The sequence below is a fragment of the Halopiger aswanensis genome (genome assembly GCF_003610195.1).
In the GTDB taxonomy this organism is placed as follows: domain Archaea; phylum Halobacteriota; class Halobacteria; order Halobacteriales; family Natrialbaceae; genus Halopiger; species Halopiger aswanensis.
The window spans coordinates 699658-723727 of the sequence record NZ_RAPO01000002.1 but is presented as its reverse complement, the minus strand read 5'-3'; the positions used below and the strand labels follow the sequence as shown (position 1 = coordinate 723727).

The window sequence follows — 24070 nt, the reverse complement described above, 5'->3', positions numbered from 1 at the left end:
AGCGCATTATCTGTTTTCCGTCTTACGAGAGGGGTTTCGATAGCAGTCAGCGAGTATAGTGATATTAGCATCACGAAACTAATAGGTCAAATCTCGAAACGACGCGTCCGCTCGGTCCGAACCCTCTCCGGGTTGATGGTTTCTCCGTCGACGGTCACCGCCTCGCCGTTCGCGAGCGCGCCGAACTTCGGTCCCTCCGGAACCCCCGCCTCGCGGGCCAGTTCCGGGTCGAACCCTTCCTCTTCGGCGACGATCGCGTCGTCCTCGAGCCGAACCGTTTCGTACTTTTCCTCGAGCACGTCGGCCAGGGCCTCGACGAGCGCTCGCCGCGCGTCGGCGGCCGGTTCCGCGTTCGATTCGGGAACCGCGACCTGCGATCCGACTCGAGTCCCGCCGTTGTCGGTCGTGTAGGCGACGGTCCGCGAGTCGACGAGTTCGCGGACGCGGTCGGGGTCGATTCCCTCCGCAGCGTCGACGAGGTCGGCGGGGAGGTCGACGACGGTAAAGCCCTGCTCGTCGACCGCATCAGCGTCGCTCCGGTCGCCGAACCGGATTCCCGCCTCGACGCGACCCAGTTCGGACTCGATCGCGTCGACGAGATCCAGCGACAGGTCGCCGACCTCGCGCAGCCAGGTTTCGCCGACGATTCGGTAGCCCAGATCTTCGAGCGTCTCCTCGAGGACCGGCCACTCGCCGTCCAGTAGGGCGATTTCCGCGTCGCTTTCCTCGAAAGCGGCCTCGAGAACGTCTCGGTGGGCAGTCGGGTGACCCAGCGCCTCGAGGGCCCAGTCCGAGGCGATGTGGCCGACCGCCCACGGGGTCTCGCGGACGACGCGCTCGAACCGAGGCGCGTAGTGGTTGCCGCCGAAGCCGACGACCTGTCTACTGCGGTGCGGTTCGACGCCCCGAAGGTCGAGGATGCCGCGGGCGACGGCTTCGGCGCCCGCGGGGTCGTCCCACTGCTCGTCGCCGCTGCCCAGTTCCGCGAACAGCGACGGGCAGCCGACGTCGGTCGGGCCGTGGTGAGTACACTCCATCCCCACGTCGTACCCCTCGGGCGCGTACTCGTCGAAGGCCTCGAGCAGTCGGACCAGCGCGTTCGGGGCAGCCTCGGCGACGGCGTCATCATCGCCGCCGTATTCGGCCGGCCCGAAGTTCCCGGTGAAGTGGCCCGTCAGCAGCGGGCCGGTCTCTCCGGAGTGTCGCGAGGCGAAGACGAGCAGGTCGGGGTCGCAGTCGAAGGCGTCGGCGGGGCGCTCGAGTTCGATGTGGAGGTCCTCGAAGGTGCGGAGTTCGGCGCCGTCGGTTCGGTAGTAGGTGCCGCCGCCCGCCTCGGCCGGACGGCTGTCGTCCTCGCGTTCGGTCCAGTCGGCGAGGTCGCGGAGGTGGTCGCAGATGTGGACCGACGCGCGGTCGGCGCGGCTCTCGACGATCGCGAGGTCGCTCATATCCCTGCTCCGGTTCCGGACGGCGTTAAGTCGCCCGTTTTCGCCAGCGGCCGTGTCGTCGTTCCGGTCGACTCGAGGGCCCTCGACCCGCGCCCGGAGAGAGGGGCGTTGCGAACGCCACCGTAGGATTTTCCCGGCTGGGTGCGGTCGTACGAAGAGTTACCAATACGCACGATGTCCGAACCACCGTCTTGCCAAAACGACCCGTCGAACGACGGGCACGAGACCGCATCGCCGACCGACGTCACGCTCGACGTTCGGGAGCTGACCCCGCTCGTGAACGATCTCGCCGTCGCGATGCTCGACGCCGCCGGACGCGTCGCCGCGTGGAACGACGACGCAAACGCCGTCCTGGGATACGATGAGACGGCAGCTCTGGGGACACACTACCGCGCGTTCTTTCCCGACGAGGCTCGAGCCGCTAACCGTCCCGACGCGCTCCTCGAGCGGGCGCGCACCGAGGGACGGGCCGAGAACGAGGGGTGGCGCGTCCGGGCCGACGAAGAGCGGATCTGGGTTCGCGAGGTGATCGCGCCGATCTGGAGCGACGGCGGGAACGAAGACGAAGACGGAGACGAAGGCGGAACCCGAGGCCCGGACGACGGTGACGACGCGCGACTCGGAACCCCGCGCGACGGGGCCGCCCTCTGCGGATACGGCTGGTTCCTCCACGATCGAACCGAAGCGCACGACCGCGAACGCGAGCGCCGCGAAGAGGCGGCGTTCCTCGAGAGCATTTTCGAGGCCCAGCCCGACGTCCTCTACGCGTTCGACGACAGCGGCGGCTACATCGACTGGAACGACCGCGTGCCGGAAGTGACGGGATACGACGAGTCGGAACTGACCGAGATGGACCCCCTCGAGTTCGTCCCGCCGGAACACCGCGATCGGGTCGCCGACGCGATCCGGCGTATCCTCGAGGAGGACGAGTACGTCACCGTCGAAGCCGATCTGCTCACCAAATCGGGCGAGCGAATCCCCTACGAGTTCAACAGCGCACGGATCACCGACGACGAGGGCGAGGTCGTGGGGTTCACCGGCGTCGGTCGCGATATCAGCGACCGGAAGGCCCGCGAGCGGGAACTCCGCGAGGAGAAAGCGCTCACGGAGAGCATCTTCGAAGCCCAACCTGACGCTCTCTACGCGTTCGACGAGGAGCGAACCCTCATTCAGTGGAACGACGAGTTTCGGCAGATATCCGGCTACGACCCCGAGGAAATCGTCGATATGGGCCCCCTCGAGTTCATCGCACCGGAAGACCGCGAGGCGATCGGGAACGCCATCCGGCGAATCCTCGCCGAGGGTGCGCGCATCACCGCCGAAGGGCGGTTCCTGACGAGCGACGGCGAGCGCATTCCGTACGAGTTCAACAGCGCCCGGATCACCGACGACGAGGGCAACGTCCTCGGATTCACCGGCATCGGCCGCGACGTCAGCGACCGCAAGGAGCGCGAACGCGAACTCGAGCGGCTCGAGCGACTCAACGCGGTCGTTCGAACGGTCGACGAGACGATGGTCGCGGCCGAGACGCGCGAGGAGATCGAGCGCGCGATCGTCGAGGCGTTCGCGGACTCGGAAATGTACCGGTTCGCCGTCATCGGACGGTTCGACGCGGGCGCGGCATCCGGGCGGCGCCAGTGGGAGCCGCGAACGTGGGCGGGGCGCGACGCGGACGAGATCGACGGCGTGATCGGCTCGTACGTCGATCCGCCGGCCGCAGCAGCCGGCCGGTCGGACGCCTCCCTCGAGGCCGACGCCGTCCGGCGGTACCGATCCCTCCGCGAGAGCGAGTTCGAGCCGTGGCGTCGCGACGCCGTCGACCACGACTACGGAGCGGTCGCGGTCGTCCCGATCGTCGCTGGCGGACGCTCGTTCGGCGTGCTCGTCGTCGCGGCCGCCGAAGCGACCGCGTTCGCCCCCCGCGAGCGCGAGGTGCTCCAGGAGTTCGGCGGCACGATCGGCCACGCGGTCAACGCGATGACGGTCCGTCGACTCCTCTACCGGGACACCGCAGTCGAACTCGAGTTCGAGTCGACCGATCGAGGCGACGCCTGCATCGACCTCAGCGCGCGGGCCGACTGTCTGCTCTCTGTTGATCACGTGCTGCCGCTCACGGACGACGCGTACGTCCACTACGTCACAGTTGCCGGGATCGGGCCCGACCGATTTCGCGACCTCGCCGCCGAGCGAGCGGATATCGAGGGGCTGCGGCGTATCGACGTGCAGGGCGACGAGAGCCGCTGGGAGCTAACGATCCGCAACGCGACGTTCGTGGAACTGCTCGCGGGCTACGGCGCCCGGCTCCGGTCGAACGTCGTCGATCGCGGCCGCGCGACCGTTACCGTCGAAGCCAGCCCGGACACGGCGGTCCGCGAACTCGTCGATACGATCCAGGCGACGTATCCCGACACGACGCTGGTCTCGAAGCGCACCGTCGAGGACTCGGTCGAGACGCCGGGTGACTTCCGAAATCGGGTCGAATCGGCGCTGACCGACAAGCAACGCACCGCGCTCGAGGCGGCCTACTACGGCGGCTACTTCGAGTGGCCGACGCGAAACAGCGACGCCACGGCGATCGCCGACCGGCTCGGAATCGCCCGCCAGACGTTCCACCAGCACCTCCGGGTCGCGCAGGCGAAACTACTCGAGCACTACTTCGAAACGGCGCTGTAACGCGTCGCCGGCACGAGCCTATTACCCCGTCGGAACACCGGGTAGTACCAGACAACGCTGGTACACTCCTTACCCGTCGTCGCGGCCTCTCTCGGGCAATGAGTTCTCCCCCCGTCGACGAACCGACTCCCGCCGTCGCGTTCGACGCTCTCGCTACCGTTCGCCGACGCTGTTTGCTCGCCGTGCTCCTCGAACGGCGCGACCGATCGGTTGCATCCGAATCGTCGGCCCCGACCGAAACGGGGGCCGACGCTGAATCGGCGACCGATCCCCTGTCGCTCGCGACGCTCGCCACCGAAGTCGCCGCCCTCGAGGCCGGCCAGCCGATCGTCTCCAACGACCACTGTTCGCACGTCCACGTCTCGTTAGTGCACGCCCACGTCCCGAAGCTCGCGGACGTCGGCCTCGTCGAGCGCGAGACCGACGGCGACGAGACGACGGTTTCGCTCGCCGCCCATCCGCTTCTGGAGGCCGACTGGGTTCGCACCCTACTCGAGTCGCCGGTCGACGGCGACATTGGCGACGACGATTTGCTGGATCGGACCTGCGAAGTGTTCCGATCGGCCCGCTGTCGAACCGCTTGTCGGGTGCTCGCTCGCCACCGCGGGGCCGTTCCGCTCGACGACCTCGCGACGCTAATCGCAGCGCGAGAGGGCGCTGACGATCGGCGCCTTGTCGACGTCACCGAAGGGGAGGTACGGGACGTCTCGACGGACCTCGAGCACGGGCGCCTTCCCGCGCTCGCCGACGCGGGGCTCGTCACGTACGACCGCGACGCGGCGACGGCTGCGCTCGCGACCGACGCCCCGCAGTGGCGAACCGACTGGCTGGCGGCGAGTCCGCTCGCGCCGATCGCCGATCGGCTCGAGACGGCGTCGACCTCACTGCCGTCAGAAAACAGCGGCTCGAGACGGCCCGAGGCGGCTTCGTCGGTGCCGGACGGGGTACGCGGGGAGTTCGACGTCGACACCGGGAGCGAGTCGGACGACGATGAGCGGGACGGCTCGGGCGCCGACGGAACACCGTCGTGCTGGGCGATCGACGGTGCGGAACCCATCGTCGAACGGGGCCACAACATCGCCGCCGGCGCCGAGGACGAACTGTTCGTGACGGTTCCCGACGACGGCATCCTCCAACAGCAGTGTCTCGAGCGCTGGCGCGCGGCCGCCGACCGCGGGGTCGACGTCTACGTCGGCTCGCGGTCGCCGCAGGTTCGGGAGACCGTCCGCGCCGCGGTTCCCGACGCAACGGTTTGTGAACCGCAACTCGACTGGCTCAACTTTCCCGCCGATCGGGTCCACCACGGCCGCGTCGTCTTCGCGGACCGCGAGCGGGTCATGCTCGTAACGATCGACGACGGCGGATCCAACGGGAGCGCAACTGACGACACGCCGAGCGCGACTGCGGTCACCGGCGAAGGCCCGGACAACGCGCTGGTCGCACTCGTACGCGAACATCTCGGGCCGCGGTTGGACCGCCTCGAGTCGACGCGGGAGGGCCGCGAGAGCGAAGAAACGGACGGGACGCCGTCGCCGCTGCCGATGTGATCGCGGACGCTGCCGTCCGTGAGTCAGGTTGCGAGGAGATAGATGAAGCCGGCGTACCCGACGACCAGCGCGGCGCCGTCGAGTCGCGTGAGCCGCCTGCCGTAGCCCATCATCCCGACCAGGACGACGGTGAACGCGACCATGATCGGGAGTTCGAATCGGAGTGTACTCGCGGCGACGTCGATCGGCGTGATGAGCGCGACGATCCCCAAAACCGCGAGGATGTTGTAGATGTTCGAACCGACGACGTTGCCGATGGCGAACTCGGTCTCGCCGCGGACGGCGCCGACGGCCGACGCCGCCAGTTCCGGCAGCGAGGTGCCGAGCGCGAGCACCGTCAGCCCGATCACCAGTTCCGAGACGCCGAGCGCGGACAGCAGGCCGGTGCCGCCGGAGATGAGCCATCGCGAACCGACGACGAGCACCAGTAACCCGCCGAGGACGAGCGCGACGTCTTTGATCGAGATCCCCTCGCCCGCGTCCGGCTCGTCCACCATCGGCGCGGGATCCGCGTTGACGTAGTAGAGCAGATAGGCGGTGAATCCGGCGAGCACGAGCAGGAAGATCGCACCTTCGAGCCGACCGATCGTGCCGTTCGCGCCGAGCGCGACGAGCAGGATCGCCGCGAGGATCATGAAGGGGACGTGCCGACGGACGACGATTTCGGTGACCGAAAGCGGTTTGATGAGCGCCGAGACGCCCAGTACGAGCCCGATGTTCGCGATGTTCGAGCCGACGATCGTGCCGAGCCCGATGTCGGTCGAGACGTTCAGCGCGCCGATGGTCGAGACGAAGAGTTCGGGCGCGGTCGTCGCGAACGCGATGACGGTGACGCCGACGGTCGCCGCGCGGAGGCCGATGCCGATCGCGAGCCGGCCAGCGCCGGCGACGAGCAGTTCCGCACCGCCGTACAGCGCGACGATGCCGGCAGCCAGTAGCACGACGTCGAGCGCGATCCCGGAGAGCATGGCGGCGAGTTGTAGTGAACGCGGTATAAGCGACCCGAAACTGCGGTGCGCTCGAGGCGATGCGCTCGAGGCGGCGAGATCCCTCTACCGTGGCAGACAGCGCGGCGTCGAAGTCCCACCCATTATATCCCCGCCGCACCGATCCCCACCCATGGCGATGGACGTCTTCGGTTTACTCGGCAACCCCGTCGGCCACTCACTGTCGCCGCCGATGCACGAGGCGGCCTACGAGGAACTGGACATCGACGCGCGCTACGTGACCTTCGAACCCGATCCCGACGACCTCGAGGCCGCGGTCGAGGGCGCCGCAGCCCTCGGCGTGACGGGACTGAACGTGACGATTCCGTTCAAACGGGACGCGCTCGCGGTCGTCGAACCCGACGACCTGGCCGACCGAATCGGCGCGGTGAACACGATCGACTTCACCGGGGACCGCCCCACGGGCCACAACACCGACGCCGGCGGCGCCCTGCGGGCGCTGCGAGAGCAATCGGACGCGTCCCTCTCGCTCGAGGGCGCCCGCGCGGTCGTCGTCGGCGCCGGCGGTGCGGGGCGAGCGATCGCGTTCGGACTCGCGGACGCCGACGCGACGGTCGACATCGCGAACCGGACCGAGTCGAAGGCCCACGACCTCGCCGACGAGGTACCGAACGCGACGGGTCACGGCCTCGACGCGCTCGAGGAACTCCTCGCGGACGCCGACGTACTGGTCAACGCCACGAGCGTCGGCATGGAGGAGGACGCGACGCCGGTGCCCGCCGACGCGCTCCACGGCGACCTGACCGTGATGGACGCTGTATATCGGCCACTCGAGACTAGGCTCCTTCGGGACGCGGCCGACGTCGGCGCGACGACGGTCGACGGCGCCTGGATGCTGCTCTACCAGGGCGTCGAGGCCTTCGAGCGCTGGACGGGACGGGACGCGCCGGTCGACGCGATGAACGAGGCGCTGCGATCGCGGCTCTGAGGCCGTTCGGTCGGCCGTCTTGGCAGTTCCTGTATCGTATCAGCCGAATTTAAGTGAAAGAGACGACTATATCCGGCTAATGGCAATCCTCGAAAAGCTGAAGTCATTGTTGGGACTCGACGAGTCCGGCTCGGAGCCGCGAAGCTCCCGCGAGGTCGGGGTTACGGTCGAACGCGAAGGATCGCGCGGGAGCGACCGGTCCGAATCGACGCCGGCGGACCAGGCGGCCGCGGACGAGGCCGCTGCCTCCGGAACCGACGCCGCGGCGTCGACGGACTCCCCGACGGAACCGACGGAAACGTCCGAGGAGGCGCCCGAGCCGCCCGGATCGCCGGGCCCGAAAGAAACGGACGCGGATACGGACACGGCGTCGACCGAAGCGGAGACGGCCGACGCCGAAGCAGCGACGGCAGCAGAGACCGCCGAGACCGACACCGAACCCGAAACGACGGAGATCGACGAGGCCGAAGTCGCGATCGAAGACGCGGAACCGGACCGCGACGCGGGCGAGGACGACGGGGCCACCGAACCGGAGGCGGAAACCGATCTCGAGACCGAGGCCGAGACCGAGGCCGCCACCGAAGCCGAAGCTGAAGCCGAATCGGAATCCGAGCCGACCGACGAGTCGGCGGAGACCGAGACCGGAACCGAGAGCGAGGACGAGCCGGAACCGGAACCCGAACCGGAGTCGGAAGCCGACGATGCGACCGACTCCGAACCCGTCGACGTCATCAAGGGTATCGGTCCCGCGTACGCCGACCGGCTCGCCGACGCCGGCGTCGAGACCGTCGACGAACTCGCGGTCGCCGACGCGGCCGACCTGGCCGAACAGACCGACATCTCCGAGAAGCGAATTCAGGGCTGGATCGACCGCGCCGAAGTCAGATAGAGCCGTTCGCGGGCGGGCTCGTTCTCTTTTGCTTCTCCGTGCGCTCGACTCGAGTCCCACGAGCGCCACTTTCGCTCGCGACCGACCGGCCGATCGGCCGGCATTCCCGACGCCAACGCGTCCCGCGGGACCGAAAGAAGATTAGTCGCGCGGCTGCTCTCGAGGGATATGAGCGATCCGCGCGTCGTCACGACGCTCGACTCGTTTCGGGCGGCCGCTCGCGAGGGGCTGGACCGAGTGCGGTCCGGCGATGACGGGCCCGAACCGACGACGCGCACCGGAACGCCCACCCAACTGCGGATTCCCGTCGAAGTTCGCGTCGACGCCGCCGATCCGTTTCTCGCCTACCGCCGGGTGCGCGAGGATTCGGACGGCGGCGCCTTCCTCGAGACGACCGGCGGGCAGCCCGGGTGGGGCTACTTCGGCGTCGATCCGGTCGACCGGCTCACCTGCGCTGCGGACGCGGTTGCCCGATCTCGAGACGGGCAGTCGCCGACGCTCGCCGCGCTCGAGGGGCTCTTGGCGGGGGACCGTCTCGTCCGCGGCGACTGCGACGTGCCCTACCCGTGCGGCGCCGTCGGCTGGCTCTCCTACGACGTCGCCCGGGAACTCGAGGAGTTACCCGAGTCGGCCGTCGACGACCGCGGCCTGCCGAGACTCGAGGTCGGCGTCTACGACCGGTTGGCGGCGTGGGAGGCGCCGGTCGACGGCGGCGATGAGAGGGAGGACGCGTCCGTCACCCTCCGCATCACGGCCTGTCCGCGGCTCACCATCGAACGGGGGACGACCGAACCGACAGCCGACGCGATCGAAGCCGCGTACGAACGCGGTCGCAACCGCGCGCTCGAACTCGCTCGAGCCGTCCGCGAGGGCGATCCGAGCGTCGGCGAGCCGCCGGTCGACCGACCGGACGCGACCTTCGAGAGCGATTGCGGTCGCGAGGCGTTCGCCGATCGCGTTCGACGGACTAAGGAGTACATTCGCGACGGCGACACCTTTCAGGCGAACATCTCTCAGCGGCTCGTCGCTCCCGCGGCGGTCCACCCGGTCGCGGCCTACGACGCCCTGCGGCGGGTGAACCCGGCGCCGTACTCGTGTCTGCTCGAGTTCCGGGCGGCCGATCTGGTGAGCGCGAGTCCCGAACTGTTACTCGAGCGCGACGGCGACTTCGTCCGCACGGAGCCCATCGCCGGGACCCGACCCCGCGGCGAGACGCCCGAGGAAGACGACGCGCTCGAGGCCGACCTCCTGAGCGACGAGAAGGAACGAGCCGAACACGCGATGCTGGTCGACTTAGAGCGCAACGACCTCGGGAGGGTCTGTGCGTACGGCACCGTCGAGGTCGACGAGTACCGGCGGATCGACCGCTACTCCGAGGTGATGCACCTCGTGTCGAACGTGACCGGTCGGTTGCGCTCGGACGCGACGCTGTCCGACGCCGTCGCGGCCGTCTTCCCCGGCGGAACGATCACCGGGGCACCCAAACCGCGGACGATGGAGATCGTAGACGTTCTCGAGGCGACGCGGCGCGGCCCCTACACCGGCAGCGTCGGAATCTTCGGCTTCGACGGCCGCGCGACGCTGAACATCGTCATCCGGACCCTGGTTCGACACGCCGACGAGTACCACCTCCGCGTGGGGGCGGGAATCGTCCACGACTCCGACCCGGAACGTGAGTACGACGAAACGCTGGCCAAGGCGCGAGCGCTCATCACCGCCGTCGACGAGGCGCTCGGCGAGCGGGCCGGGCTGGCGCTCGAGGCCGACGACGGGACCGAGGACGAACCGACGGTCGAAGACGAACCCACGGAAACCTCGCTCGACGGCCGCGGCGGCGGTGATTCCGATGCGTGACCGTGACGGCGGCGCCGCGACGAGCGGGGAAACGCGAATCCTCGTCGTCGACAACTACGACTCCTTCGCGTACAACCTCGTGCAGTACGTAGGTGAAGTCGCCGATACGGTCGTGGTGCGCCGCAACGACGAGGTCGACCTCGAGGGCGTCCGCGACCTCGATCCCACGGGGATCGTCGTCTCGCCCGGTCCCGGGACGCCCGAGGAGGCCGGCGTCTCGATCCCGCTGTTCGCCGAAACCGCGTATCCGATCCTCGGGGTCTGTCTCGGCCATCAGGCGCTGTGTGCCGCAAACGGCGCGCCGGTCGTCCACGCGCCCGACGTCGTCCACGGGAAGCCCTCGACCGTCACCCACGATGGGGACGGCATCTTCGAGGGGCTTCCCGCGGACTTCCAGGTCGGGCGCTACCACTCGCTGGCGGTCGAACGGACGGACCTGCCGGATGCGCTCGAGGAGACGGCCCGAACGACCGACGAGCGCGGCGTGTTGATGGCGGTTCGCCACCGCGAGAAGCCCCACGTCGGCGTCCAGTTCCACCCCGAGAGCATCCTCACGCGGGGCCACGACGACGCCGCGACCGGAGACGGCATCTCGCTGCGGGTCGGCAAGCGGATGATCGAGAACTTCTGTCGGCTCGCCGCCGCGGAGCGAAGCGAAGCATGACCGACGACCTCCTATACCACGTCGACGGCGATCTCGTGCCCGCCGGCGAGGCGACCGTCAGCGTCGACGATCGCGGCTTCCGCTACGGCGACGCCGCCTTCGAGACGCTGCGGGCCTACGGCGGGACGATCTCCGCCTGGGACCGCCACGTCGACCGCCTCGAGCGCACCTGCGAGTCGATTTCCCTCGAGCACGGGCTCTCGGCCGCCGACCTCCGCGAGCGGATCGACGAGACGCTCGCGGCGAACGACCTCGCGGACGCCTACGTTCGACTGTCGATCACTCGCGGGGTCCAGCCGGGAAAGCTCACGCCCCAGCCCGAAGTCGATCCGACGGTCGTCGTCTACGTCAAACCGCTGCCCCGCGGCGGCCTCGAGGGCGACCCCGTCTGGGACGAGCCCGCGACAGTACAGACGGTCGAGACGCGACGGGTGCCAGACGACGCGATTCCGGCCGGTGCGAAGACGCACAACTACCTGAACGGAATCCTCGCCCGGGCGGAGCTTCGGAACCTCGCTTCTGACGGGGCCGAATCGGCCGACGAGGCGCTCATGTTCGACTGCGATGGCCACGTCGCCGAAGGTGCCACGAGCAACCTGTGTTTCGTTCGCCACGGGACACTTCACACCCCGACGACCGACGGGCCGGTACTGCCAGGAATCACGCGCGAAATCGTCCTCGGGTTAGCTAAAGAAGCCGGCATTCCAGTTCGGGAAGAACGGTACGATCTCGAGGACGTGCTCGCGGCCGACGAGGCGTTTCTGACGAACCGGACGTGGGAACTGCGCCCGGTCGCGACGCTGGACGGCGACGAGATCGGCGGCGGCCCGGTGACCGACCGGCTCTCGAGGCTGTACGACGAGCGGATCGAGCAAGCCTGTTACCAGTAGTTCCCTCCGCCGTCCAACAGGTTCAAGCGACGGACGCAGGTCGAGCGAACTTGAGCGATGATGGACGGACGGGGAGCGGCGGCGACGAGTGGGGCCGAAGACGCCGAGTTGGATTGCGAACCCGCACTTCGATCCGAAACAGCCGCTAATCGTCCGACTCGAGCGTCGACTGCGCCGATCCGCCAGCACTGTTTGCCTCGTTTGCGACGGCGGACTCCGCCGGCGCCGCCAGCAGTTCGCGGTCGGTATCCGTCAGTTCCAGCGCGAAGTCGGGGCCGAACGCCGACGCCGGCGTCTGGAACCCGTTCGGAACCGAGCCGCCGCCCGTTCGGTCCCGATTCTCGAGCACGCGCTGGGCTGCGATCACCGCGGACTCGGCGGTCAGCGCGTACGGATCGGGCGTCCGCAGTCTGGCGCGGGCGCGCCGCCCCGCGTCGTCGGTGACCTCACCCCAGACGACGGCGTGGCCGCCGGCCGACTGCGGGTTCTCGGGGCCGTCGACGCGAGCGTCGACCAGCCGCTTCAACCCGCGTTCGACGGCCCGACGCTCGAGTAACCAGCCGATGGAGTCGACGGCCGACAGGAGCCGGTCGGCCCACGGCGGCGCGGCGGCGTAGACTTCGATCGTCCCGATGCCGGTGGTGTGGGCCGCAGTGACGACGTCGCCCCACGGGATCGTGACGGCGTGTTCCGGTCCCGAACCGAAGTCGATCTCGCGGCTGCGAAACGCCGTGGGGACCTTCACGAGCCGCCCGTTTCGACGGACGATGCCGCCGCTCCCGAGTTGCTCGACCATCGTCCGCGCGGTCCCCCGCGAGAGCGAGCCGGAGCCCTTGATCCCGAGCGCGAGTTCGTCGGCCGACGGGAGCTGTGCGTGGAGAAACGCGGCCAGACAGTCCGAGGGAACGACGTCGAAGCCGACGCCCGGCAACAGCGTGATCCCCGCCTCGCGCGCGGCCGCATCGCGCTGGCGCAGGCGTTCGAAAACCGCGACCTCGCCGGTGATGTCGAGGTAGTCCGTCCCCGACTCGAGGCAAGCCTCGAGCAGCGGGTCGACCGTCTCGACGAACGGGCCCGCGCAGTTTAAGACGGCGTCGAACCCTTCGAGGCGGGCGGCCAGCGAGCCGTTTTCGAGGTCGAACGCGCGGCCGTCGACGCCGAGTCCGTCAGCCAGCCGCGCAACGGCGCGGCGGTCCCGGCCGGCGACGGTCGGTGACCCTCCTCGGGCGACGGCCTCGCGGGCGATTAGCCGTCCCGTGTCGCCGTATGCGCCGTAGATGAGAAGGGAATCCATGGGCTCCGTTGACCGCTCGGGGTGTTAAAACTGCGTCAGACGTTCGCTGCAGTCGTAACGTTCACGACTCACGAACGGCAAGACGGCATCGATACTGATGGACGCCGAATCCCGAATCGTGGCCCTCGCGGACGTGCCGACGGACTCGAGTTACCTGTTCCGGGTCGCCGACGAGGACGGCGATCGGAAGGAGGCGATTCTGGTCGCCAGCGAGACCGCCGAAACCGGCGAGACCGACGAACCGGCCGAGAGTGGGGCGAGCGATGAGACGGCGGACGGCGATGCCAGCGCCGGGAGCGTCTCCTGTTGGCTCAACTACTGCCAGCACTTCACCCACATCAAACTCGACAAGGGCTCGGGCGCGGCGATGCGAAACGGCGAACTCGTCTGCGAGAACCACGGCGCCTACTTCGAGGCCGACTCGGGCTACTGTACGTACGGCCCCTGCGAGGGCGCGACGCTAACCGAACTCGAGGTGACCGTCGCCGACGGAGACGTCTACCTAGCGGACGAGGAATACAGGTTCGTCGGTGCGGGGCCGATCGAGGACGACGACGATCTGACCTCGACATCGAACGTCGAGTTCTGAGCGACCAGCGATGACTGCCTACTGGAGCGGCGCCGGCGAGACCAGATCCCGCTCCTGATCGTACTCGAGGAGGCCGGCGTCGACCAGTCGCGGGAGGTGATCGTGATACAGCGAGAGGTAGACGTTCGCTACCTGTTCGCCCGACAGCTCCGTGACTGCCTGCCCGGTTTCGCGGACGGCGACTTCCTCCGCAGCGTCCGGGAGCGTGATCGCCTCGCCGTAGCTCGTCATGACCGCGAGGAGCAGCCGCCGCCGCTCGCTGGCGAGTAAGGTGAACGCGTCGTCGATCACGGCAGCGGGAACCTCGCGGCCGTCGAGCCACTCGAGTACCGCGAGCACGAACTCCGGCCGGTCGAGCGCTGAATTGGATGTAGCTGTCATACGTATCCTGAGCCCTCGAGTCTAAGGGGCCGCGTGTCGACGGCCGGTGGCAAGCGGGGACGCCGAGCGAAGGGCCGTCGATCGTCGTTCGCTCGAGGGTACGTGTCGGTTCCTCGCTTCGCCGGTAAATAGGCGTGTCGAATCGGCGGCCGCTGTCCGGTGATCGTGACTGTCAGTCGTCGATGGTAAACGTCGGCTCGGCGATCGATTCGCTCTTACAGGAGGGACACCGCGAGGGGCGGTTAAGCAGGTCGTCGAAGTCGGCGAAGCCGCAGTCCTGACACTCCGGTGGGGCGACGAGGAACTGCTCGTCGTCCCGGCCGTCGATCGTCCGGGAGACGTGTTCGACGTGACGGAGTACCGCGTTCGGCGTCAGATCGAACGCCGCCGCGAGTTCGCTCGGCGTCGCCGGCTCGGACCGGAGCGCATCGGCGAGCCGCTGTCGTGTCGTTTCGTCGGCCTCGCGCATACGGTGACTGATCGGCCGCGGTCTTTTACGGTTTCGCTCCCCGGTCTCCCCTTTCCCCCACACCCGGCATCAATCGAGTGGCCATCGCAAACGCCGGTGCGTACAGTCGTCGTTCCGGGCTCACACCGGGAGTGGTTCACCCTGCTCTCAGTAAAGGGCAAGTAACTTATCGTCACCCGCTGAACGGTCTCGCATGAAGGCCGTCGTCCTTGCTGGCGGATACGCGACTCGGATGTGGCCGATTACCAAACATCGGCCCAAGATGTTCCTCCCGATCGGTGAGTCGACCGTCATCGATCGCATCTTCGCCGAACTCGAGGCGGACGAGCGAATCGACGAGGTCTACGTCAGCACCAACGAGCGGTTCGCCGCTGATTTCGAGGCCCACCTCGCTGACAGCGAGTTCGACAAGCCCCAGCTCTCCGTCGAAGACACGACTGACGAGGACGAGAAGTTCGGCGTCGTCGGTGCGCTCGCACAACTGATCGACCGCGAGAACGTCGACGACGACCTGCTCGTCATCGCCGGCGACAACCTCATCAGCTTCGACGTCGCCGATTTCCTCGACTACTTCCAGGAGAAAGACGCCCCGACGCTGGCCGCCTACGACGTCGGCTCCCGCGAGAAGGCCAAGTCCTACGGCCTCGTCGACCTCGAGGGCGACCGCGTCGTCGACTTCCAGGAGAAACCCGAGGATCCGAACAGCACGCTGGTCTCGATCGCCTGCTACGCGTTCCCCGGCGAGTCGCTCGACCTCCTGCCGACCTACCTCGAGGAGGGGAACAACCCCGACGAGCCCGGCTGGTTCGTCCAGTGGCTCCAGAACCGCGAGCCCACGTACGCCTTTACCTTCGAGGGCGCGTGGTTCGACATCGGTACACCCGAGAGCTACCTCGACGCCGTTTCCTGGCATCTCGACGGCAACTCGCTGGTCGCCGACTCGGCGACCCTCGAGAACGCGACGATCGGCGACAACGTCCACGTGATGGCCGACGCCACGCTCGAGGAGACGAACCTCGATCACGCGGTCATCTTCCCCGGGGCGACGGTTCGAAACGGCGACATTCGCCGGTCGATCATCGACGAGGGGACCCACATCGAGGAACTGGATCTGGCAGGGGCACTCATCGGCGCTCACACGACGATTACGAACGGATCGTCGGAGTAAGCCGCGTCCCGCTCACCGCCGTTCTCACGCAATCTCCCGCGTCACCCCGTGAACTGACAACTGCCGAGAGTCGCTGCATTCGAAAGAGCCACGGGTACGGACTCGTATATCGGAGGTATGCCGATCAGGGGTGGGGACGAACTATCGGTCTTCTACGTCGACGGCGACGCGGACGGCGGATCGCGCGTCGCGACGTCTCTCGAGCGGCACGACCGATTGTCGGTCGCGACCGCCGCCAGCGCCGACGCGGCGCTGGATCGGCTCACCGCCGATGTCGACTGCATCGTCAGCGACTACGAACTGCCCGGAAGGGACGGGATCGAGTTTCTCGAGGCCGTTCGCGAGGAGTATCCGGACCTGCCGTTTATCCTATTTACGGCCGGCGGCTCCGAAGCGGTCGCCAGCGACGCGATCTCGGCTGGCGTGACCGATTATCTGCAGAGGGACACTGGTACTGAACAGTACGCCGCGTTGGCGGACCGAATCGTCGACGCGGTCGAGGCGTCTCGGACCCGGCGACAGCGCCGCCGACACCACACCGCGATCGAAACCGCACAGGAGGGAATCAGCATCGTCGGGGCCGACGGGCGGTTCCAGTACGTCAACGACGCCTACGCCGAGCTGTACGGGTATGATCCGGACGAATTACTCGGCGAAGACTGGGAACTGCTGTACCCCGACTCGGAGGTCGAGTTCGTGCGCTCGGAACTCATCCCCGCCGTCGAGGCCGAGGGCTACTGGCACGGGCGCACCACCGGCCGCCGCGCTGACGGCACCACGTTTCTCGAGGACCACGTCGTCTCGACGACCGAAAACAGCGAACTCATCTGTACGGTTCGTAACATCTCCGGTCGCGAGGCCCGCGAACAGAAACTCACGCGGCTGCACGCCGCGACGCGGGATCTGATCGAGGCGACGACCGTCGAGGAGATCGCGACGCTCGCCACCGACGCGGCGGACGACATCCTCGATTTCCCGCTTAATGGCATCCATCGCTACGACGAGGCCGTCGACGGCCTAGTACCGGTCAGCGTCTCCGACTCGAGTCGCGAGCTACTCGGGGAGCCGCCCGTACTCACCGACGGACTCGCCTGGGAAACGTTCGAGCGCGGCGAACCACAGGTCTACGCCGACGTTCGCGAGGCGGAGGGCGTGCTCAACCCCGACACGCCAGTCCGGAGCGAGATCCTGCTCCCGCTCGACGATCACGGCATCTTCATCGCGTCCTCGACCGAGCGCGACGCCTTCGACGACGCCGACGTCACGTTCGCGAAACTGCTGGCGGCGAACGTCACGAGCGCTCTCGACCGGACAGCCCACGCTCGGAAACTCGAGCTCCTGCAGGAGCGGACGCAGACGCTGATGAACACCTCGAGCGTCGACGCGACGGCCGACATTGCGGTCACCGCCGCCCACGAGATTTTGGGCGCGGATCTCTCGACGTTTCACGGGTTCGTCGAGCGCGACGGCCAACAGCGCCTCGAGCCGGTTGCGACGACCGACACCGTCGACGAAGTCCTCGACTCGACACCCGAGTACGTTCGATCGGAGACGGCGGATCCGGTGACGGCGCTCGTCTGGGAGGTCTTCGACGACGGCGAACCGGTCTCTATCCACGACACGAACGAGTACCCGGAATTCGTCGATACAACCCCCGCGAGGAGCGCGATCCTGTATCCGATTGCCGACCGCGGCGTGTTCGTCGTGACCTCGACGACGCCGGGAGCGTTCAGCGAGACGGATACGAAACTCACCGACATTCTGGCCTCGACGCTGAGGGCCGCCCTCGAGCGCGTCGACCGGGAATCACTGCTTCGGGAACGGACGGCCGAACTCGAGGCCCAAAACGAGCGCCTCGAGCGGTTCGCGAGCATCGTTTCGCACGACCTCCGAAATCCGTTGCAGGTCGCCGAGGGCAGCCTGGAACTGGCGTGTGAGGGGGACGACGAGGGTGCCGACGGCGACACTACCGTCGACGACCACCTCGACAACGTGCGCTGGGCGCTCGATCGGATGGACGGGCTGATCGAGGAACTTCTGACCCTCGCACGCGACGGCGACCGGATCGACGACCTCGAATCGGTCGACCTCGCGGCGCTCAGCGAGACCTGCTGGCGAAGCGTTGCAACGGCCGAGGCGACGCTCGTCACGCGCGTCGACCGACGGATTCGCGCGGATCGGTCGCGACTCGAGCAACTGCTGGAGAACCTCTTTCGCAACGCGGTCGAACACGGCGGCGACGGCGTGACGGTAACGGTCGGCGATCTCGAGGACCGAGCCGGCTTTTACGTCGCGGACGACGGGCCTGGAATTCCCGGCGACGAACGGTCGCAGATCTTCGAGAGCGGCTACTCGACGTCCGCGGATGGCACCGGCTTCGGCCTGTCCATCGTCCACGAGATCGTCGCGGCCCACGACTGGGAGATCACGGTGACCGACGGTGCCGACGGCGGTACCCGGTTCGAGATCACCGGTCTCACGGTTGCCGAGTAACGCGGTTGGGACGCTCGTTTCGGTCGTCGGTGCGGACGGCGACTCGCTGTTGTGGCCCAGTGGAGTACAGGAACTACTAGTCGAATCCCACAGCATTTTCCGAATAATTATCGGAATGCAGTGCTACTATGAATTCTGGTAGATCGAGAATTGAACCGTTCCGGACGACTGTGTAAAACCGAACGTGAATCGATGGCGATTGATGGCCCGTCACTGCTAAAGTGCGAACTTAGTCAAAATAAGGGGTGAAACTCTCCGCTTCGAGAGTTGACCGCCGCTCATTTGATCGGCAGGAATCTGACGGACTGAATCGAAGGACAAAAACCGACAGATAGCGCCTCTTGGCGCTTAATAGCCGCATATTGGTGATTCTGTCGGGGCTTACATCATTGTAACCTCGATTCGAGGAAGGGCAACCGCTCTGTTCTGAATAGTTATCCAACGTATTTAAACTCCGAGATATTTTGAATTGTATATGCTATTCAACACTATCGGTGATGGTAACGAAGGCGGTTGAAGCCGCGATATCGAGCAGCCCGCATCCATCAAGTAAGTGTCACTGACGGAAGGAACGGCCAACGCGTCAGCCGCCGTCGACTGCCGGCGCCACGCTCAACACGTCGCCGTCCACGACGGGCGTTTCGGCACCGCGCTGGTGGGTCACGTTCCGGCCGTTTCGCAGAACGATGACTGAATCGGCGAACTCGCCGCCGTCGAAGAGCCGATTCCGAAGACCGGGATAGTCGTCCGCGAGGCCGGCGAATACGTCACGGACGGTCGCGTCGGCAGGAACCTCCCGCTCGAGCGACTTTGTCCCGACGGGGTCGCGAAAGGGGCCGTAGAGTTCGCACGTGACGCGCATCGGTACCTAGTGGTACGACGGCGAGCCGCTTGAAAGCAGTTGCTGGGGACAGGAATCACACGATTCACGAGATGGGAGTGAATCGCGACCCGACGCCGTGCTGCTGTCAGCAGACGATGGGCGTCGTGGTTCGCGATCGGGTCCCGGTGACGCACGTCCGCGCGCGACGGCTCGACGGGGTGCAGGATCGCCGAACCGATCGCAGTACGTCGCGCCAGGCATCCGACGTGGATCGGTGGGTGGGTGCAGGTCCGTGGAGTGCGCTGGCAACTGAACCTACGTCGTCATCGGTAAAAGCTGTTGTGTCTGGTAACACCGCTCACGCCCGACGCGTGTCGAGTACCCTCGAACGCCCGACGCGCCGTCGTCGGCCCGAGATTAATCCACCCGTCCCGGATCGACGAGCGAGATCGGATGGCGCGGGCGGCGGGTCAACAGCGAATCCAGTTGCTCGAGACAGGACGTGCCGCTGGCGACGACCGTTCGGTCCGCGGCGTCGGGCGCCTCGAACTGCTCGCGGAGGCGGTCGCCCACGTCCATGCTCAGGTCGTAGTATTCCTGTTTGTAACCGAAGCTGCCGGCCATCCCGCAACACTCGACGTCGGAGGTGACGACGTCGTAGCTCAGGCGCTCGAGGACGTCGATCGTGTACGGCTCGAGCTCGAGGGTTCGCTGCTGGCAGTGGGAGTGGTAGGCGATATCGGCGGCCCCGGTCTCGGTCCCGGTGCCAGCCGTCGCGTCGTCAGCCCCGCTATGGGCGCTGCCCAACGGCGCCGGATCGGCGCCGTTCTCGAGCAGGCCGTAGACGTACTCGAAGACCTCGTAGCTGCGGTCCGCGAGCGATTCGTATCGGTCCGCGTCGAGCAGCTTCTCGTACTCGCGCTGGAACATCGCGAGGTCGCTGGGTTCGACGACGACCACGTCGTAGCCCGCCTCCAGGTAGGGCTCCAGATCGGCGGCCACGTCCCGGGCGTGATCCTCGGCGGTGGCGACCATCCCCTGCGAGAGCGGGGCTCGCCCCGAGGGAGCGACGTCGGGCACTTCGACCGCGACGCCCAGCGCCTCGAGCGTCCGGACGGCCGCCTTCCCCCGGTCGGTTCGAACGTGGTTCGTGTAGAGGTCGGGGTAGACGACGGCGTGGTACTCCGCATCGACGGGCCGAGACACGTCGCGGTTGCGGAACCACTCGACGAACGTCTCGCGTTCGAACGCGGGGAGTTCGCGGCGGCGGTCGATGCCGAGGGTCCGTTCCATGAGCAGCCTCGAGGGCGGCAGGTCGGCGAGCCAGTTCGAGACGGGTGCGGTTGCCGACCCGAGTTTCGCGAGCGTCGCGAAGTTGCCGAAGAACCGCTTCTGGAGGTCGAGGCCGGCCGGTTCCTCGTCGGGCGTCAATCCCTCGACGAGGAAGTCGAACTGGCCGTCCTCGGCGTCGCGATTGATGCGGTCGCGGACGACGGTGTTGATCCACGGAATGTCGATCTTCACCGGACACTGGTTGACGCAGCGCGAGCAGCCGGTACAGAGGTCGTTGAACTCGGCGGCCGAGTCCTGCCCGTGGACGCCGGCCTCCCAGCCGGTCGCGATGCCGCCCGAGTAGGTCTCGCCGCCGAAGGCGTGACCGCCGACCGACTGGAAGTTCGCACACGAGTTCGCGCAGGCCGAACACCGGATGCAGTACAGCGTCTCCCGGAGTTGGTCGTCCTCGCGCATCTCCATCCGGCCGTTGTCCAGCAGGACGAGGTGGAACTCCCGGTCCTCGCTGCCGGCGTCGGCGATCGGCTCGTCCGAGTCGAAATCGATCGTCGGCGTTCCGACCGGCGGCGAGAACAGCGAGACGTAGGAGGTGATGTCCTGGCCCGTCCCCGAGCGCCCGATGAGTTCGACGAACGGCTGGAGATCCTCGAACGTCGGGATTATTTTCTCGACGCCGGCGACCGCGACGTGGGTGTCCGGCACGGCGACGCTCTTGCGGGCGTTGCCCTCGCTGGTGACCAGCGCCATCGTCCCCGTGTCCGCAGTAACGAAGTTCGCGCCGGTGATCCCGACGTCCGCCTCGTCGATGCGCTCGCCGAGGTACTCCCGGGCGAACTCGGTGAGTTCCTGGGCCGTCTCGAGGTCCTCCTCTAAGTCGAACTGCTCGTTAAAGAGGCGGGCGATGTCCTCGCGCGAGCGGTGGATCGCCGGCGCGACGATGTGGCTGGGCGCCTCGTCGGCGACCTGCAGGACGAACTCGCCGAGGTCGGTCTCCCATACCTCGCTGCCCGCGGCCTCGAGGGCCTCGTTGAGCTCGATCTCCTCGGTCGTCATCGATTTGGACTTGACGACCGTTTCGGCGTCGTTGTCGCGGACGACCTCCCGGACGTAGCGGTTCGCGTCGGCGGCGTCGTCGGCGACGTAGACGGTACCGCCGTTTTCCTCGACGGTTTCCCGTACCTGCTCGATCAGGTCGGGCAGGCGCTCGATCGCCTCCTCCTTGATCGCTCGCGCCCGGTCCTTGTAGGCCTCGTAGTCCTCGAGCCGTTCGACGGAATCGTAGCGGCCGGCGTTGAATCCGCGGGCGTTCTCCCCGACGCTGTCGCCCTCGGTGGCCAGGAGGTGGCGAATCCGGTCGGCCTTCGCCGCTCGCTCACTGGACATCGTTCTCGCCTCGGGTCTCGCCGTCGCGTTCGCTCTGTTCCTCGCTCTCGAGGATGATCGCGTGCGTTTCCCGCGGCCCGTGGACGCCGTGGACGAGTTCGCCCATGTCGGCCGTCGCGCTCGGGCCGGTCGCGATCACGGCGTCGTCTCGCCCGTCGCGGAACCGGTCGCCGAGGCGCTCGAACGCCGCGGCCATGTCGGGGACGATATCGCGCTTACGAAGCACGACGACGTGGCGATCCGGAAACAGTCCCGCGAACTCGGCGCCGTCCGGCGTCGCCTCGAGGACGACCGAGCCGTAGTCGGCGACGCCGATCGCCGCGGCGGTGACGCCGCAGGCGGCCTCGCGGAGTTGGGTTGATGTCGGGTCGCAGACGACGTCCGTATTCGCGAGTGAGACTTCTTCGAAGGGGAGCGAGGTGCCGACGGCCGGCTCGACGATCGCGTCGGCGATCGCCGCCTCGAACGTCGAGGGGGTCGCTCGGGTCACGTCGGTCCGAACGGTCCCGAGATTCGATTCGAACGTCTCGAGTTGCGTTGCCATCTTGAGGATAGGTAACGAAGCCCGGTGATTTGGGTCTTATCATTACTTGCGAGGGACGGACACGTCCAGCTCGGCCCGCCCGAATTCGGTACGTCTAACAGCCAGCAGCCGAAATCCGCGGACTACCGTTCGAATCGAAGCGTTCCGCAACGAATCGCGTTCGATCCGGTCACACCGGATAACTATTAAATAGATCGGTGCGCAACTACGTCACAATGTCACAACGACCCAAATACCCGGTGCAGGCCGCCGCGACGACCTTCCAGATCGTCGAAACCCTTCACGAACTCGAGGGGGCGGGGGTCGCCGAACTCGCCGACGAACTCGAGATGCCCAAGAGTACCGTTCACGACCATCTCCGGACGTTGACCGAAGCCGAGTACCTGGTCAACGAGGGCGGGACCTACCACGTCGGCGCGCGGTTTCTGGAACTCGGCGGGTTCGCCCGGAGCCGGATGAAACTGTATCAGGTCGCCTCGCCGGAGATCAAAAAGCTCGCGGAGGAGACCGGCGAGCACGCCAATCTGATGATCGAGGAACACGGGAAGGGAATCTTCCTCAACAAGTTCAAGGGCGACGACGCGGTCACGCTCGACACCCACATCGGGAAGCGAGTCCACCTCCACACGACGGCGCTCGGTAAAGCGATCCTCGCCCACCGGTCGGAATCGACGGTCGACGAGATCATCGACCGCCACGGACTGCCGGGCGTGACCGAGCGGACGATCACCGACGAGACGGAACTAAAGGCTCAACTCGAGGCGATCCGCGACCGCGGCTACGCGATCGACGACGAGGAACGCGTGCTCGGCATGCGCTGTATCGCAGCGCCGATCTGCGACGAGAACGACGAACCTCTCGGTGCGATCAGCGTCTCCGGCCCGACGAACCGGTTCACCGACGACCGCTTCGACGAGGAGATTCCGAAGCACGTCCTGAGCACCGCGAACGTGATCGAAGTCAACATGACGTATTCGTAAGTCGTCCGGCTCCGTCGGACACTGAAATCCGCTTTTTGCCACGAACGACGCCGTACTCGGGCTGACTCGTCCGTTTCATTACACCCGTATGATTGTAACATTACACGTCGGTTCGACCGGTTCGGTCGTCGCCGGCTGACAATCTGTGTCCGCCCCTATCGGACGCGGTGATCGGCGGCGTTTCGGGCCCGTTGACCGACTCCGTCATCGATCGAACCGACGGGTCGAACGGCTACTGCGACCGAGGCGCGAGGGAATTTATTTACGTCCCGTCGTGGAGTGTGCGGCCATGGTCGTCGTAACAGCGATCGACGGCGAAGAGGGCTCGAGTCGGGTGCTCAGCGAAGCGTGGACGCTGGCGAACCGGTTCGACGAACCGTTGCACGCCGTCCTCGTCTACGAGGGCCCGTCCCACCGCGAACTCATCACCAAATCGTTAAACATCGAGGATTCGGTGACGCCGGAGCGGGCGCAGGAGATCGCCGAGTCGGTCCTCGCCGACGTCGCCGAGGGAGTAACCGACGAGTACGAGGCAGTCGGCCGGACCGGCGAGGCGCCCGCGGAGATCCTCGAGTACGCCGAGAAGGTCGACGCGCGCTACATCGTCGTCGGGGGCCGCTCGCGGTCGCCGGTCGGAAAGGCGCTGTTCGGTAGCGTCACCCAGTCCGTGTTGCTGGACGCGTCGTGTCCGGTGCTTGCGGTTATGGACGAGCGGGAGCGTGGGTAGGCGGCGGGTTCGAGCGCCTCACCCGC

20 protein-coding genes are annotated in these 24070 nt (G+C 67.1%); 12 read left to right on the top strand and 8 right to left on the bottom strand.

The annotated features are described in order from the left end of the window. Positions 1-86: 86 nt before the first annotated feature. Entirely contained in the window at positions 87-1448 is a 1362-nt protein-coding gene (locus tag ATJ93_RS10645) for a D-aminoacyl-tRNA deacylase (protein ID WP_120244625.1), read from the bottom strand. 174 nt (positions 1449-1622) lie between these two features. On the opposite strand from ATJ93_RS10645, the gene ATJ93_RS10640 reads away from it, so the two are divergent. Together ATJ93_RS10640 and ATJ93_RS10635 are read left to right on the top strand one after the other, a co-directional pair. Then, positions 1623-4121 (top strand): PAS domain S-box protein, encoded by a 2499-nt coding sequence (locus ATJ93_RS10640; RefSeq protein ID WP_120244624.1) that lies wholly within the window; start codon positions 1623-1625, stop codon positions 4119-4121. Positions 4122-4219: 98 nt separating this feature from the next. Beyond that, on the top strand, positions 4220-5668 hold the full coding sequence (locus ATJ93_RS10635) for a DUF7344 domain-containing protein (RefSeq protein ID WP_120244623.1): 1449 nt from the start codon (positions 4220-4222) through the stop codon (positions 5666-5668). Positions 5669-5691: 23 nt separating this feature from the next. Here ATJ93_RS10635 and ATJ93_RS10630 read toward each other — a convergent pair whose 3' ends face one another. Then, complete coding sequence (locus tag ATJ93_RS10630; protein WP_120244622.1) at positions 5692-6636, bottom strand: calcium/sodium antiporter; 945 nt, start codon at positions 6634-6636, stop codon at positions 5692-5694. A 157-nt stretch (positions 6637-6793) separates the two neighbouring features. Between ATJ93_RS10630 and ATJ93_RS10625 the strand changes: the two genes are divergently transcribed. The 5 genes from ATJ93_RS10625 (at position 6794) to ATJ93_RS10605 (ending at position 11900) form a co-directional block, all read left to right on the top strand. Continuing rightward, positions 6794-7603 carry a shikimate dehydrogenase gene (locus ATJ93_RS10625; RefSeq protein ID WP_120245247.1) on the top strand — a complete coding sequence of 270 codons (810 nt, stop codon included), beginning with the start codon at positions 6794-6796 and terminating at the stop codon, positions 7601-7603. 79 nt (positions 7604-7682) lie between these two features. Beyond that, positions 7683-8492, top strand: a complete 810-nt coding sequence (locus ATJ93_RS10620; protein ID WP_120244621.1) for a helix-hairpin-helix domain-containing protein — start codon at positions 7683-7685, stop codon at positions 8490-8492. 168 nt (positions 8493-8660) lie between these two features. Next, the gene (gene pabB / locus ATJ93_RS10615) at positions 8661-10346 is read left to right on the top strand and encodes an aminodeoxychorismate synthase, component I (RefSeq protein WP_120244620.1); all 1686 of its coding nucleotides are present in this window, start codon (positions 8661-8663) and stop codon (positions 10344-10346) included. Beyond that, positions 10339-11010, top strand: a complete 672-nt coding sequence (locus tag ATJ93_RS10610; protein ID WP_120244619.1) for an anthranilate synthase component II — start codon at positions 10339-10341, stop codon at positions 11008-11010. Before pabB ends, ATJ93_RS10610 begins: the two co-directional genes overlap by 8 nt. Beyond that, positions 11007-11900 (top strand): aminotransferase class IV, encoded by an 894-nt coding sequence (locus ATJ93_RS10605; RefSeq protein ID WP_120244618.1) that lies wholly within the window; start codon positions 11007-11009, stop codon positions 11898-11900. The genes ATJ93_RS10610 and ATJ93_RS10605 overlap by 4 nt, the downstream gene beginning before the upstream one ends. Before the next feature lie 145 nt (positions 11901-12045). Here the strand turns inward: ATJ93_RS10605 and ATJ93_RS10600 are convergent, their stop codons facing one another. Beyond that, positions 12046-13194 (bottom strand): saccharopine dehydrogenase family protein, encoded by a 1149-nt coding sequence (locus ATJ93_RS10600; RefSeq protein ID WP_120244617.1) that lies wholly within the window; start codon positions 13192-13194, stop codon positions 12046-12048. Between the two features lie 97 nt (positions 13195-13291). Here ATJ93_RS10600 and ATJ93_RS10595 point away from each other — a divergent pair, with 97 nt between their 5' ends. Further along, positions 13292-13783, top strand: coding sequence for a Rieske (2Fe-2S) protein (locus ATJ93_RS10595; protein ID WP_120244616.1), 492 nt, complete (start codon positions 13292-13294; stop codon positions 13781-13783). Between the two features lie 18 nt (positions 13784-13801). Here the strand turns inward: ATJ93_RS10595 and ATJ93_RS10590 are convergent, their stop codons facing one another. Together ATJ93_RS10590 and ATJ93_RS10585 are read right to left on the bottom strand one after the other, a co-directional pair. After that, the gene (locus ATJ93_RS10590; protein WP_120244615.1) at positions 13802-14164 is read right to left on the bottom strand and encodes a DUF7344 domain-containing protein; all 363 of its coding nucleotides are present in this window, start codon (positions 14162-14164) and stop codon (positions 13802-13804) included. A 172-nt stretch (positions 14165-14336) separates the two neighbouring features. Then, positions 14337-14633, bottom strand: coding sequence for a transcriptional regulator (locus ATJ93_RS10585; protein ID WP_120244614.1), 297 nt, complete (start codon positions 14631-14633; stop codon positions 14337-14339). A 193-nt stretch (positions 14634-14826) separates the two neighbouring features. Between ATJ93_RS10585 and ATJ93_RS10580 the strand changes: the two genes are divergently transcribed. After that, positions 14827-15801, top strand: coding sequence for a sugar phosphate nucleotidyltransferase (locus tag ATJ93_RS10580; RefSeq protein WP_120244613.1), 975 nt, complete (start codon positions 14827-14829; stop codon positions 15799-15801). 117 nt (positions 15802-15918) lie between these two features. After that, positions 15919-18294, top strand: a complete 2376-nt coding sequence (locus ATJ93_RS10575) for a GAF domain-containing protein (RefSeq protein WP_120244612.1) — start codon at positions 15919-15921, stop codon at positions 18292-18294. Positions 18295-18877: 583 nt separating this feature from the next. Here the strand turns inward: ATJ93_RS10575 and ATJ93_RS10570 are convergent. From ATJ93_RS10570 to ATJ93_RS10560, 3 genes are all read right to left on the bottom strand, one after another. Then, positions 18878-19156 carry a ubiquitin-like small modifier protein 1 gene (locus ATJ93_RS10570; RefSeq protein WP_120244611.1) on the bottom strand — a complete coding sequence of 93 codons (279 nt, stop codon included), beginning with the start codon at positions 19154-19156 and terminating at the stop codon, positions 18878-18880. A 378-nt stretch (positions 19157-19534) separates the two neighbouring features. Beyond that, positions 19535-21793 (bottom strand): LUD domain-containing protein, encoded by a 2259-nt coding sequence (locus ATJ93_RS10565; RefSeq protein ID WP_120244610.1) that lies wholly within the window; start codon positions 21791-21793, stop codon positions 19535-19537. Beyond that, positions 21783-22337 carry an LUD domain-containing protein gene (locus tag ATJ93_RS10560; RefSeq protein ID WP_120244609.1) on the bottom strand — a complete coding sequence of 185 codons (555 nt, stop codon included), beginning with the start codon at positions 22335-22337 and terminating at the stop codon, positions 21783-21785. The genes ATJ93_RS10565 and ATJ93_RS10560 overlap by 11 nt, the downstream gene beginning before the upstream one ends. A 215-nt stretch (positions 22338-22552) precedes the next feature. On the opposite strand from ATJ93_RS10560, the gene ATJ93_RS10555 reads away from it, so the two are divergent. Together ATJ93_RS10555 and ATJ93_RS10550 are read left to right on the top strand one after the other, a co-directional pair. Next, positions 22553-23317, top strand: coding sequence for an IclR family transcriptional regulator (locus tag ATJ93_RS10555; protein WP_120244608.1), 765 nt, complete (start codon positions 22553-22555; stop codon positions 23315-23317). Between the two features lie 289 nt (positions 23318-23606). After that, complete coding sequence (locus ATJ93_RS10550) at positions 23607-24044, top strand: universal stress protein (protein ID WP_120244607.1); 438 nt, start codon at positions 23607-23609, stop codon at positions 24042-24044. The last annotated feature ends 26 nt before the right edge of the window (positions 24045-24070 follow it).